The organism is Saliterribacillus persicus (assembly GCF_003337485.1).
GTDB classification, from domain to species: domain Bacteria; phylum Bacillota; class Bacilli; order Bacillales; family Amphibacillaceae; genus Saliterribacillus; species Saliterribacillus persicus.
The window spans coordinates 95,973-110,201 of record NZ_QPJJ01000009.1 but is presented as its reverse complement, the minus strand read 5'-3'; the positions used below and the strand labels follow the sequence as shown (position 1 = coordinate 110,201).

Genomic DNA, 14,229 nt, shown 5'->3' with positions numbered 1-14,229 from the left:
GGGGCTTTCTTTTATCCTTTTAATTCTTTAATTCTTTCTTCAACTTTTTCACGTTTTTCTATATAATCACGCTCTTTTTGTTTTTCTTCCTCTACCACTTTTTCAGGTGCTTTTTTTACAAAACCTTCATTTCCTAACTTCTTCTGCACGCGCTCTACTTCTTTCGTTAATTTATCAAATTCAGCATTAAGACGAGCAATCTCCTTATCAATATCAATTAAACCTTCAATTGGCAAATATAATTCTGCACCCGTCACTACTGAAGACATTGCTTTTTCAGGGGCGTTAATTTCAGTAGAAATTGTAAGTTCACTTGTATTGCAGAATCGTTCTAAATAAAGTCTATTTGCCTCTAATTCACTTTTAATCTGATTGTCATTCGCTTTAAGATATAATACTACCTGCTTTGACATTGGTGTATCAACTTCCGCACGAATATTTCTCACTGAACGGATAATAGAAACTAACTGTTGCATTTCTTCTGCCGCTTTATTATCTGAATAATCTTCATTTACTTTCGGCCAAGCTGCTCTTACAATTGATTCTCCTTCATGTGGAAGTGACTGCCAGATTTCTTCTGTAACAAATGGCATAAACGGATGAAGCATACGCATTATATTATCCAATACATGAACAAGAATCGATCTTGTTGTTAATTTTGCTTGTTCATCTTCCCCGTAGAGCGGAAGCTTGGCCATTTCAATATACCAATCACAAAAATCATCCCAAATAAAATTATATAGATGGCGGCCTGCTTCACCAAAATCATAACGATCACTGTTCTTATTTACTTGCTCTATCGTTTCATTTAAACGGGTTAAAATCCATTTATCTGCTACTGATTTTTCACCTGATAAATCGATATCCTCTATTTTCATTCCTTCTAAATTCATTAGCACAAAGCGAGAGGCATTCCAAATTTTATTGATAAAATTCCATGTTGACTCAACCTTTTCCCATTGGAAGCGTAAGTCCTGACCAGGAGTTGAACCCGTTGCAAGGAAATAGCGTAAAGCATCTGCACCGTATTTTTCAATTACCTCCATTGGATCTACACCATTACCGAGTGATTTACTCATCTTTCTGCCTTCAGCATCTCTAACAAGTCCATGAATCAAAACATCTTCAAAAGGTTTTTCATCATTAAACTCTAAGGATTGGAAGATCATTCTAGCAACCCAGAAAAAGATAATATCATAACCTGTAACAAGTGTACTTGTAGGGAAGAAATGCTTATAATCATCATTTTCCGTATCTGGCCAATTTAAGGTTGAAAATGGCCATAAAGCAGATGAAAACCAAGTATCTAAAACATCTTCATCTTGCTTCCAATTTTCTATATCTTTTGGTGCAGTTTTACCAACGTATATTTCTCCAGTTTCTTTGTGATACCATGCAGGGATTCTATGACCCCACCATAATTGTCTGGAGATACACCAATCTCTAATGTTTTCCATCCATCTTAGATAAGTACCTTCAAATCTTTTCGGTACAAAATTAACTTTTTCATCTTCTGATTGGCTTTGCAAATCAACAGCTTGATCAGCTAATGGTTGCATATGAACAAACCATTGTGTTGATAGGTATGGTTCAACTACAGCTCCACTTCTTTCTGAGTGCCCAACTGAATGCATATGCTCTTCAATTTTGAACAAAACTTCTTGATCCTGTAAATCTTTCACTATTTGCTTTCTGCAGTCAAATCGGTCCATACCTTGATATTTTCCAGCTTTTTCGTTCATCGTACCATCTTCATTCATTACTAGAACTCTTTCAAGATTGTGACGATTACCAATTTCAAAGTCATTTGGATCATGAGCAGGGGTTATTTTCACAGCACCTGAACCAAATTCCATATCCACATAGTCATCTGCTACAATTTCAATTTCTCTATTCACAATCGGTAATACTACTTTTTTACCAATCAAATGCTTATATCTATCGTCTTTAGGGTGAACAGCAACAGCAGTATCTCCTAGCATAGTTTCTGGACGAGTTGTCGCAACCTCAATATAAGCCTCTTCATCCTTTAGAGGGTAACGCATATGGTAGAAGTGACCTTGTACCTCTTCATGAATAACCTCTATGTCTGATAATGCCGTTTTTGTAGCAGGATCCCAGTTAATGATATATTCCCCGCGATAAATGAGTCCTTTTTCATAAAGCTTAACAAAAACCTCTTTTACAGCTTCTGATAACCCGCTATCTAGAGTGAAACGTTCTCTAGAATAATCAAGCCCTAATCCTAATTTAGACCATTGCTCTCTAATAAAGCTTGCATATTCTTCTTTCCAATCCCAAGCCTGTTCTAAAAACTTTTCGCGTCCAAGATCATACCTGTTTTTGCCCTGTTCTTTTAATTTAGCTTCTACTTTAGCTTGTGTAGCTATACCGGCATGATCCATACCAGGTAAATAAAGAACATCATATCCTTGCATCCGTTTCATTCTTGTCAATATATCTTGAAGTGTTGTATCCCATGCATGCCCAATATGAAGCTTACCTGTAACGTTTGGAGGTGGAATCACAATTGAATATGGTTCCTTATCTCCTTTCCCACTAGCTTCAAAAAATTTATTGTCAACCCAAAATTGGTACCGATCTTTTTCAACACTAGTTGGATCATACTTAGGTGGTAAGTTTATTTCATTTTGCTCTGTCATTTTGTTTCCTCCTTGTTAAATCTATCATATAAAGCTTCTTTTAAAATCACTAACATTAAGAATTAAACCACTTACTATTTTATTGAATTAAAAAAATCCCCCTCATCCTTATGAAAAGGACGAGAAGGACATGCTTCCGCGGTACCACCTTTATTTATAAGTATTTCTACTTATACGCTTACTAAAGTAACGGCTTCACACCGGCTTTTTCTACTATTACTTCAAAAAAGCTGCATCCAAGGCTACCTTCTTTCTACGTTAAACCTAGGAGATGTTTCAGCCTTGCATCTCCTTCTCTTTTTAGGAACAATAGAAATACTCTTCCTCTTCTTCGCATTTTACATATAATCGTTATTTTCTTGTGCTTATTTTATCTAAAAACAGCAGTTAAAGTCAAGTTCAATCTTTGATAAGTAGATGAGTTTAGCCTTTTAATTGTGCTTCTTTATTGAAAAATGTTTGATACCCAAAATATAAAAACAAAATAACTGTGAGTGCAACACTTCCAGTGATCCCTAACATTATAGCGATTTGATATTTTATCGCATCTAAAGGGCTGGCACCAGAAAGGATGACCCCGGTCATCATTCCAGGTAAAAACACAATACCCATTCCTACCATATTATTTATGGTTGGTAAAATTGCTGAATCAAACGAGTGATTAACAATGGAACGAGCAGCTCGGTTTGGTGTAGCTCCGAGCATTAGAGCTGACTCTACCTCTTTTCTTCTTGAGGAGAAGCCTTCTATTAGGGCACTTACACCTAATGTTACTCCCGTCATTGAGTTTCCTATAATCATACCGGCAATTGGTATGAAATATCTCGGGTCATACCACGGTGAAAAATGCACGACAACAAAATCAAAGTAAAAAAGCGTAAATAACGTACCTGTCACCATAGATACTGCAATAATTTTCTTTAATTGTTTGTCCATCTCAATTTTGCTTCGTTTATAAATATTAAATACTGCAAAAACCTGCATAATTACTAGTACTATTATTGAATACAATACATGTTCATTTTCAAAAATAAATGTTAGTAGATAACCCACTAATACAAGCTGAATAGTCATCCTTAGTGTAGCTATAATTATTTCTTTTTCACGAGGAATTTTTCGCAAGCGAACGATTGCTAATAAAATTAAGATAAAAATATAGGCAGATAGTAATTGTAAGAGGGTGATATCAATCATTCCGTCCATGCGTCGCACCCCCTACCATCAAATTCTTCATATAGATCACTTCATCAGAATATTTCTGGGCTACTTCTTTAGAATGTGTCACCATTACTGCTGTTTTATCATTATCTTTTATAAAATTTATAAATAAATCCATAATAGTGGTTTCTGTTGATTCATCTAATGCAGAAGTAGGTTCATCTACTAAGTATACAGGAGCATCTAATAACATAATTCTACCAAGAGCAACTCGCTGCTTTTCGCCACCCGATAATTCTTTTCCATCGTCATCTAATTGCTTTTTAACCTTTAATGATTCTAACAACTTCATTAATTCTTGATCTTCTTTCTTTTCTTTTTCGGAAAATTCAAGTCCTATTTGCAAATTATCTCTAACTGTCCCCTTAAAAATTGTTGGTTCTTGAGGAAGCATAATAACTTCTCTTCTCAGTTGTATAGGATCCAAAGTAGAAATCTTTTGATTTTTATATGTAATTTCTCCACTTTCATTTGTATGAATTCGATTTAATAATTTTAAAAATGTGGACTTTCCACTCCCACTTTCTCCGAATAAAGTAGTAATCGCTTGACCCTTAATTTCAATATTATCTATGCTTAATATATTTTTGTAGGATACATTTTTTAATGTAAACATATCTTATCTCCAATCTTTTGTATCTTTTAAGGCATTATATCCTGCTTTTTTATAATCTGTCATATAAATGGATTAATATATGTTCATTATGTCTTTATACCATAAAAACTCAGAAAAAAATAATCCGCCCATAGTCTATTATGAGCAGATTAAATCTGTTTTATCTAAAGTCACGAGTTTCTTCAATACTACGAGAAACAACCACGTAAGCAATAGTGGAAACAATTGTTACTAATGTAAAGAGTAATGTGTTTTTCATTTTTTACCCCTCCCTTTTTTGGAAGCAATATTTTTAATACTTTAAAATGGACGGAACTTACCTTTTTTAAGTACTAATAGTGGACCACCTAACATAAATAGATAACGGTCATCAATAATATTTTTCATCGCTTTTGCTTGTACACCATATAATTTGTGTCCATCAAAAATCGTACCCATGGCATGTTTTCCACCTAATGAAGCAACTGTTCCTTTATTATCAAAGTGGAATTCTTCAAGCTCGCCACCATTAATAGATGCAGCAATGTTATGTGCACAAGTATCCGCTTCTTGAATCGCAATTTGTGCAGTTGGAGGGTATGGTCTTCCTGTTTCTTGATTCATTACCCAAGCACAATCACCTAGAATAAATACTTCATCATGACCAGGTGCTCTCAATGTAGGATCCACATTCACTTTGCCTTTTGTTAGTTCAAAGCCTGAATTTCCAACAATACGATTAGCCTGTACGCCACCAGTCCAAACAACAGTAGCTGCTTTAATTTCATCTTTTTCTTCCCCAATTAAAACACCATCAGGCTTCACTTCTTTTATCACAGTACCTGTTTTAAATTCAACGTTTCTGAATTCAAGGGATTTTTTAGCATAATCAAGCAAGTCATCATCAAAACCAGGAAGAATAGTTGGTGCCATTTCAATATTAATGATCTTTACTTTGTTTTTATCAACATCATGTTTTTTACATAACTCAGGTAGCTTCTCAGCTAATTCCCCAACAAATTCAATTCCAGTGAATCCTGCTCCACCTACAATGAAGGTTAATAGATGATCTTGTGTAGGGTCATTTTTGTAACTAGCAAATTGATATTCGATATGCTCTCTTATCAATCGGCTTTTTTCCACATCTTGAATCGAGAATGCATACTCTTCCATTCCTGGTATACCAAATGTTGCTTTCTCAAATCCTAACCCAATTACTAGGTAATCATAATCAATCTCTTGGTTTTCTAAAACAACCTTTTTACTATCCTTTTTAATTTCTACTACAGCATCTTGAATAAATTCTACACGCTTATTATTGATTACGTCTTTTATCATAATTCGTGATTGATTAGGATTAATTGTTCCTGCTGCTACTTCATGTAACCAGGTTGTTTGATAATGATAGTTATGTTTATTTACTAAGACTATCTCAACCTCATCTTCTGTAAATTGTTGAGTTAATCGTTTTGTAGTCATCATTCCAGCGTATCCCGCTCCTAAGACAACTATTCTTGGTTTATTTTCGCTCAATATAATCCTTCCTCTCTCTAAGTATCGTTATTTAAATTGAATAAGGTGAAAACGATCACAATAATAATTAATCATGTAACTGCAATCTTTATCTTATCAAAAACACTTTCGTCAGTCTAACGATATCTCCTAACTAATACCACTAGAAACGAATAGTAAAACTTTTGTAAGATATTTAAAAAGTATTATGCTTTATAAAACAATATACTTTTTGCTTCAAACGGCTCTATTACTTGAACTACAAATAATTTTCCAACAAAAAATTCTCCATGCTTATTAGATCTTAAGCATGGAGAATATAAATGAACCTAACCCTAAAATTCTTTATAATAAGTATGGATGATTTTACCCTTTCTATTCCCAGATGCAGCTTTTTCCGATAAAAATAGCTTCACATCATCAATACTTATTCCTCTCTTTTTTGCCTCTAACAACAAACAAAGCCATTCCCGATCTACTTTTTGGTTTACTTCTGTCATCATTCTTACCTCCTAAAATACAAACTGTATTTCAGGCAGCACAGCCATCATTATTGCTATAAAGCAATAGAAGATCTGTAACTTTGCGTCCCTATTTTTCAATAGGTTTGCCTTTCTCTGATCATCCTTCCCCGACATTGATCATAATGCTTAAAGTACATATTACCATTAACACAATTATCCCATGGCTATTGAATGAATGTGGAAGCTAATAGGTAATGTTAAATAAACTCGAAAACTTACATCTCGTATCCCTTCGACATGCGCATTGTCGAACCCCTTATATAGGGACCGTTTATGTAGTCTAATTTTAAACAGACAGATCATGACTATCTGCTTTATTCTCTACTAGTATATCAAACGACCCATTACACAAGCATTACAAATCCTTCATTAAAAACTTTATTTTTATTGTTTTTTATAAATATTCTGATTCTTTTAATTTTTCTAACCTTTCCTGAAGGCCGGATTGGTCAAAAACATAGTTTTGTCTTATTTCCAAATAAAAAAAAGCTCTTTTATAATCGTGTTTATCTTCATACCATTCAGCTAAATATAGTGCTATTTCAGCCCATAGATGTTCAATTTTTCTACGGTAATTCTGAAAGAAATCCTCATATAAACCCGGCAAAATATTACTAGACCTTCTTGTCAAAATCGCGGTGTATTGTGCAATTTTATCTTGGGCATTTTCTATTTGTTCTGCTTCATTAATCCATTTAAGATAAATTAATAAATCAGACTCTACTTCTGCTAAAAGCATTACATGCTCTCTGTCTGTTATTAAAATGCTCTCCTCTTTATCCTGTATATGTGCTTCCAATAATTGTTTTAAGTGATGCAGAGAAACACGTAACTGATTCTTTGCATTTTGAAGCTTTACGTCTGGCCAAAACACTTCACATAACTCATCTCTTGTTACAGAACGCTGAATTACTAAATATACGAGTAAAGCTTTGGCTTTTCTCTTACTCCACCCAGTTAAAATTGGTGTATCATTTAAATGCACCTTAAATCCATCCATGATATCTACACGGAGTATATCTTTATTTACCTTCGCTTTATTATCCTTATTAAATATTTCACGTATTTCAGCATACATTTCTGTTGTTAAATGTTTTTTGTATTCATTATCGAACAACTGAGTTAACTCTGCCGCTCCGTGTCTTTGCTGTATGAAACGTTCTAACCAATCCGCAGTAATTTGTGGTTGATCTAATTGGATTAAAAATGATGCGTAAGGCACAATTAAACACTTAGCATCAGAAATAAAGTTCAAGGTAGCGCTTGATAATTCAGGAGGGTATACTTTATCCTCTGATCCAGACATTATCAGCACTGGCACCTCTAAATTACGCAATTGACTTATAGCTTTATCACCAAAACCTGTATGAAAAAGCTCAAAATAAATATCCGGATGAACTTTCTTATATCCATTTAATAGAACTTCTCTTTTTGTTTCGTCATCATCAAGTAATATATGAGGAATCAGTATTTCACCAACAGATTTCATTGATTCATCTTGTTTTATAAGTTGTTTTCTTGTTTCTGTTATTTTTTGTCCCAGCTGTTTAGGATAATGGATTGGAACAGCAATAAGCGTTAAGCTATTAATTGCCTCACTTCTGATTTCAGCAGCCTCTATCGCAATAAATCCTCCAAAACCCTGTGCAATTATATGGAAATGGCTAACTTCTAAATAATCGATAAGAAATAAGAAATCTTCTGCTAGAATATCCATTTCTAATGTGGCATTACCTCTATCCGTTCCACCATGGCCTCTAAAGTCATAAAGTAATAAATGATATTTATTTTTAAGAAGTGGAATCAAATAATCCCACGTATGCAGGTCCATTCCTAGTCCATGTATAAAAATAAGTGTCTCTGTTACTTTCGTATTTGAAGATTTATAGTATTCATAATGTATATTTACTTCCTCGCGGCAAATATTCATCTTTTCACCTCCATTACTTCACAGAAGATAACATAATTTACCACAATTAGATTATATTCCACTTAAATATTAAAATGTCCTTCTTTTCGCTGTATTAAAGTTCTCAATCTATTAAAAATAATAATTATTTATTTAGACCTATTTATAAAGTAAGTAACCAAACAAAGCGGTATGCATATAAGTATAATAGTTAATTTTATCATAATTATTTGAAAATGTATCTTTGGACAAATGAATACAAATAAAAAGAGGTGGTAAAATTGTCACGTCACTATCGCTATCGTCTTCCTCATTGGGCTCGGCAATGTGTTATAACCATAGAAAAATGCACCTTGCCCCTTTTAATATTTCAATGCATTCGAACACTTATTTTCCCTAATAGCTTTGATGTATTTATTCTAGGGTTACTATTAGGAATTTATGTAGCATTTCAATTGAAATGGATCTAACATCAAATATGTAATTATATTCAAAAAACAGCATAATAAATGATTTAAAAAATCCCTTGGTATAAGGGTACCAAGGGAAGAACTCAGGTAGTTGACTCCGTACTTACTGGTATATAGATTATGTCACCTATTTTTAATTCATTATCATCCAATCGATTGATTTTTATTAATTTTGTCTGAGGCAGTTGGTAGCGCTCTGCTATTTTTTCTAGTGTATCATCCTCCTGCACAATGTGCATTTTTAACGGTTTATATCTGGCCTCTTCTTTATCATTAAACATATTTAATAAATAACTAGAGTCCTGATAATTATTTTCGCTTCTTATTTCTTGAGATTCATCTACTTTAATTTCTATTGCACGATCCGTTTCGCTGTTATTTTCATCTTCTTCTTTTTCATCAAGATTACTAGATAATGCTTCATTATCTATGGTCTCTTTTTCTTCTTTCTCATTTCGAATTTCTTCCAAGCTCTGATTTTCAATTTCTTTGTAATTATTTGTATCGATTTCAGAATCGACTTTCTCACTTCGAATATTATCTATTTCAGTATTTTCAGAATGAAAGTCAATAACTTTATTATCGTTAGGAATGTTCAGTGGAAATTCTTCATTTTCAAGAGAAGTTGAATCATCTACATTTATTTGATTCCTATATTCTTCTTCCAATGTGAATTCATTTATATCTTCTACTGATTCTGCCAAAACACCATTTAATGATAATACAGCAAATACTCCTAGACTTTTAGAATTAGGTAAATTATAATCAAATCTTGTTATTTCTACTTCTACATCATTTACATTGTGAACCCTTGAAAGCGGAATAGAAACTTCTACAGGAAAATGATGAAAAAAAGAATATGGACCATCTTCCATTACGTCGATATTATCCACTATACGAAATTGATTATCACTTTCTCTTAGTTCCTTAGTTTCTTCTTCTTTTTTAGGGTAAAATTCCCCTTTAAGCTCTATAACTCCTCGAATAGATAAATAATTATCTGCTGTTTCCATTGAAAGCTCAGGTACTAATGCAATTCCTAAAATTTCATCTATCGCAAATCCTCTTTGCCAGGCAAGTGTTTCAGACAAATTAAACGTATATTGATCATTCATCTTTTAATTCCCTCCCATTATCAAACCTAATTGGCCTTTATCACTTGGTCTATATACATATATGCAATAAAAAGTGATTTATGAATAGCGAAAATAGGAATACAAGGCTAGTATGAATATGCAAAAAACCACCCAAGCGTGAAAAATCTCTCACTAGAGTGGTTTTGATTAGATGAAAAACATCTTTAGTTTATAAACTTGATATCTTTTCAAAAGCTTTTCTTGCTGCGTTAATTGTATGATCTATATCTTCGTTACTATGAGCTGTAGATAAAAATAGACCCTCAAATTGAGATGGTGGTAAAAATACACCCTCTTCAATCATCACTTTATAATACAAAGTAAAATGCTCTAAATTGGATTCACTTGCACTTTTATAGTCCGTTACTTCCTTGTCATTAAAGAATATTCCTACCATTGATCCAGCTCTGTTAATTTGAATAGGAACGTTAAAATCTTCTGCAGCTTTTCGATAACCATTTATCAACCGATCTACTTTTTCATTAATACCTGCATATTCATCCATTGTCATGGCATTAAGTGTCTCGAAACCTGCTGTCATTGCTAATGGATTACCTGATAATGTACCTGCTTGATATATGGAACCTGTTGGCGCTATTTGTTCCATTATTTCTTTTTTACCACCATAAGCACCTACTGGTAAACCACCACCTATAACTTTACCCAGACATGTTAAGTCAGGAGTTATGTCAAAATGACCCTGAGCACAAGCATAGTCCACACGGAATCCAGTCATAACTTCATCAAAAATCAATAAGGACTTATATTGCTCAGTGATTTCCCTTAGTTTAACTAAGAAGTCTCCTTTTGGTGGTACTACTCCCATATTTCCAGAGACCGGCTCTACTATAATTGCAGCAATATCTTCCCCGTATTGCTCAAAAGCATATTTCACACTATCGATATCATTATAAGGGACTGTAATTGTATTTTTTGCTACACTTTCAGGCACACCCGGACTGTCTGGCAATCCTAATGTTGCAACCCCGGAACCAGCTTTAATTAATAAGGAATCTCCATGACCGTGGTAGTTTCCTTCAAACTTTAAAATTTTATCTCTTCCAGTATATCCACGAGCCAGACGAAGAGCACTCATTGTTGCCTCTGTTCCCGAATTCACCATTCTCACCATTTCAATGGACGGGACGCGATCGATAACTAATTTTGCTAGCTTGTTTTCAAGTAATGTAGGGGCTCCAAAACTTGTACCGTCTTCAACCACTTCTTTTAGTTTTTTTATAACTCTTTCGTCTGCATGACCTAAAATTAACGGTCCCCAACTTAACACATAATCAATATAAGTATTGCCATCAATATCGGTTATTTTTGAACCTTTACCTTTTTCCATAAAGATTGGATTTAAACCTACAGATTTAAAGGCTCGAACTGGTGAATTCACACCACCAGGCATTAGATTTACTGCTTCTTTATAAGCATCCATTGATTTTATATAGTTGTTCATCCAATACACCTCTTTTCTAGATATTTTATAACCACTTGGCTACATCCTTAGCGAAATAAGTAATGATTAAGTCAGCTCCAGCACGTTTCATACTCGTTAACTTTTCAAGCACTAGGGCTTCTTCATCTACCCAACCATTTTGTGCTGCTGCTTTTACAAGTGCATATTCACCACTCACATTATATGCTACTAGTGGAAGATTAAATTGATTTTTAACATCTCTCACAATATCTAAATAAGACAAAGCTGGTTTCACAATTAAAAAGTCCGCTCCTTCATTTACATCAGAAGTTGCTTCACGGATTGCTTCGATCCGGTTTGCAGGATCCATTTGATACGTTTTACGATCACCAAATTGAGGAGTACTATCCGCCGCATCTCGAAATGGACCATAAAAAGAAGAAGCATATTTAACTGCATAAGACATAATAGGAATATGAGAATAGCCAGCATCATCTAACCCACGCCGAATCGCTCCCACAAATCCGTCCATCATATTAGATGGCGCGATAATATCCGCTCCAGCTTTCGCTTGAGCTACTGCAGTTTTTACATGCAATGGTAGAGAAGCATCGTTGTCTACATCATTATTATGAATAACCCCACAGTGGCCATGATCGGTATACTCACATAAGCATGTATCAGCTATGACTAACATGTCTGGTGCGATTTCTTTTATGTGTTTAATTGCTAATTGAACAATCCCTGCATCATCATAAGCACCTGTTCCCGTAGGGTCTTTAAGTTTTGGTATTCCAAATAATAATACTGACTTTATTCCTAACCGTGTTAACTCTTCTATTTCTTCTGTCAGATAATCCAAGGATATTTGAAACACATTCGGCATGGATGGTACTTCATTTTTTATGTTTTCACCTTCTACAATAAATAGCGGGTAAATAAGATCGTCCACAGTAAGTTTAGTTTCTCTAACTAATGCTCTCATATTACTTGAAGACCTTAGGCGACGATGTCTATCCATATGTAATTCTTTCAATTTGTTTCAGCCCCATTTCTACAAAAATTTTTATCCATTAGCTCGATCATGGCTTCTGTCGTAAATTCATCGGGGAAAGAGATGTTTTTAAAGCCCAACTCTTCTAATACATCAGCTGTCGTTGTTCCAATTGCTACACACCATAAAATTTGCTTTAATCGCTTACAGGTTGATTCATCTAATAATTGGGTAAAAGCCTCTACAGTAGAAGGACTAGTAAACATAGCTGCGTCAAGCTTTAACAAGGGAACCTTAGTATTAAGGTAGCTCTTAATTTCTTTGTTTGTTATCGTATCATACAAAACTATTTTATCGAAAATAATACTTGCTTCTGTTAAAAGGTATGGTATTTCTTTCCGTGATTTCTTTCCGCATAGGATTGCTACCTTGCTATTAGTTCCATAGTTTTCAATAAACTCTTCTACAAAGGATTGACCATTGAAAGTAGTGGGTTGAAAATTAACAGTTAATCCAAATGAGTGAAGAGCTTTAGTTGTTTTCTTACCAACAGCTGCGATATTCAGATTTTTAATAGTGGAAATGGCAGGACCAAATTCTTTAAATGCATCCATAAAGAACCTTACGCCGTTTTCACTTGTAAAAAAAAGCCAGTCGTAATTTTTTACTAAGTTCTCTATCTTTCCCCTTTGCTCAGCAGTATATACTTTTTTAAATTTAATTAGTGGTGCATGATAAACTTCTGCACCACTTTGTTGTAGCTTTTGAATTACGGATTGAGCTTGACGAGTTTGGCGCGTTACTAGAATTTTCTTTCCTTGTAACGTGACTCTGTTCATTACTGTTCATTCTCTCTAATGGCATCATCCACCATTTTTTGAGCACCCTGCGCTTTTAACTTTTCCGCAGCAACCTTACCTACCTGATAAGGATCATTTCCTCTAACTATTTCTTTTAAAACCTTTTTGCCATCTGAAGTAGAAACAAAAGCAGTTAAAACTACTTCGTCTTTTTCTAAATGAGCATATCCACCGATAGGTGTCTGACAACCACCATTGAGTAAATGTAGGAAGGTTCGTTCAGCTGTTACTGTTTTTTCTGTATAGTCATCATTTATCATTGTTAATAGTTCTAGTAATTCTTTGTCATCTTCACGACATTCAATCGCTAATGCACCTTGACCAACTGCAGGCACACAGACATCCGGCTCAAAAAATTGTGTAACCATCTCGTCACCCCAGCCCATTCTTTTTAAACCAGCTGCGGCTAAAATAATCGCATCAAAATTTTCTTCCTTTAATTTACGAAGACGAGTTTCAATATTCCCTCTTATCCACTTAATTTCTAAGTCAGGACGATTTACAAGCATTTGTGAACCTCGACGTAAACTACTTGTTCCAATAATGGCACCTTTAGGAAGATCCTCAAGCTTAATATGATCATTTGAAATAAATGCATCACGGTGGTCTTCACGAATAGGAATAGACCCAATAACTAATCCATCAGGCATCACAGCGGGCATATCTTTCATGCTATGAACTGCCATATCTATTTCTTTGGCATACATTGCATTCTCTATTTCTTTCACGAACAAACCTTTTCCACCTACTTTTGATAAAGTAACGTTTAAGATTTGGTCTCCTTTTGTAGATATTTTCTTAATTTCAAATGTATATTCTTCGCCTACTTTTTGCTTTAATTGATCAATTACCCATTCTGTTTGAGTAATAGCTAAATTACTTTTTCGAGAGCCTATGACAATATTTCTCATCGATATGTCCTCCT

11 protein-coding genes, 1 riboswitch and 1 other annotated feature are annotated in these 14,229 nt (G+C 34.2%); all 11 genes read right to left on the bottom strand.

The window, feature by feature from the left end:
* Positions 1-11 precede the first annotated feature (11 nt).
* Entirely contained in the window at positions 12-2,663 is a 2,652-nt protein-coding gene (locus DFR57_RS11645; protein ID WP_114353365.1) for a valine--tRNA ligase, read from the bottom strand.
* Between the two features lie 112 nt (positions 2,664-2,775).
* Positions 2,776-3,004: a binding site (T-box leader), on the bottom strand.
* Between the two features lie 82 nt (positions 3,005-3,086).
* Positions 3,087-3,866: an ABC transporter permease gene (locus DFR57_RS11640; protein ID WP_114353363.1), complete on the bottom strand. Its 780-nt coding sequence runs from the start codon at positions 3,864-3,866 to the stop codon at positions 3,087-3,089.
* Complete coding sequence (locus DFR57_RS11635) at positions 3,850-4,497, bottom strand: ABC transporter ATP-binding protein (RefSeq protein ID WP_114353361.1); 648 nt, start codon at positions 4,495-4,497, stop codon at positions 3,850-3,852. Before DFR57_RS11635 ends, DFR57_RS11640 begins: the two co-directional genes overlap by 17 nt.
* A 300-nt stretch (positions 4,498-4,797) precedes the next feature.
* Entirely contained in the window at positions 4,798-6,009 is a 1,212-nt protein-coding gene (locus DFR57_RS11630) for an NAD(P)/FAD-dependent oxidoreductase (RefSeq protein WP_114353360.1), read from the bottom strand.
* Positions 6,010-6,323: 314 nt separating this feature from the next.
* Entirely contained in the window at positions 6,324-6,488 is a 165-nt protein-coding gene (locus DFR57_RS11625) for an anti-repressor SinI family protein (protein ID WP_245937452.1), read from the bottom strand.
* Positions 6,489-6,519: 31 nt separating this feature from the next.
* A riboswitch (cyclic di-GMP riboswitch) is annotated at positions 6,520-6,610 on the bottom strand.
* A 296-nt stretch (positions 6,611-6,906) separates the two neighbouring features.
* Positions 6,907-8,442: an alpha/beta hydrolase gene (locus tag DFR57_RS11620; protein ID WP_114353357.1), complete on the bottom strand. Its 1,536-nt coding sequence runs from the start codon at positions 8,440-8,442 to the stop codon at positions 6,907-6,909.
* A gap of 532 nt (positions 8,443-8,974) precedes the next feature.
* Positions 8,975-10,006, bottom strand: coding sequence for a stage VI sporulation protein D (spoVID, locus tag DFR57_RS11610; RefSeq protein ID WP_114353353.1), 1,032 nt, complete (start codon positions 10,004-10,006; stop codon positions 8,975-8,977).
* Between the two features lie 190 nt (positions 10,007-10,196).
* A complete protein-coding gene (gene hemL / locus DFR57_RS11605) occupies positions 10,197-11,489 on the bottom strand; it encodes a glutamate-1-semialdehyde 2,1-aminomutase (RefSeq protein ID WP_114353351.1) in 1,293 nt (430 codons plus the stop codon).
* 25 nt (positions 11,490-11,514) lie between these two features.
* Positions 11,515-12,471, bottom strand: coding sequence for a porphobilinogen synthase (gene hemB / locus DFR57_RS11600; protein ID WP_114353449.1), 957 nt, complete (start codon positions 12,469-12,471; stop codon positions 11,515-11,517).
* A gap of 11 nt (positions 12,472-12,482) precedes the next feature.
* Entirely contained in the window at positions 12,483-13,283 is an 801-nt protein-coding gene (locus tag DFR57_RS11595) for a uroporphyrinogen-III synthase (RefSeq protein ID WP_114353348.1), read from the bottom strand.
* Positions 13,283-14,215: a hydroxymethylbilane synthase gene (gene hemC, locus DFR57_RS11590; protein ID WP_114353346.1), complete on the bottom strand. Its 933-nt coding sequence runs from the start codon at positions 14,213-14,215 to the stop codon at positions 13,283-13,285. The genes DFR57_RS11595 and hemC overlap by 1 nt, the downstream gene beginning before the upstream one ends.
* Between the last annotated feature and the right edge of the window lie 14 nt (positions 14,216-14,229).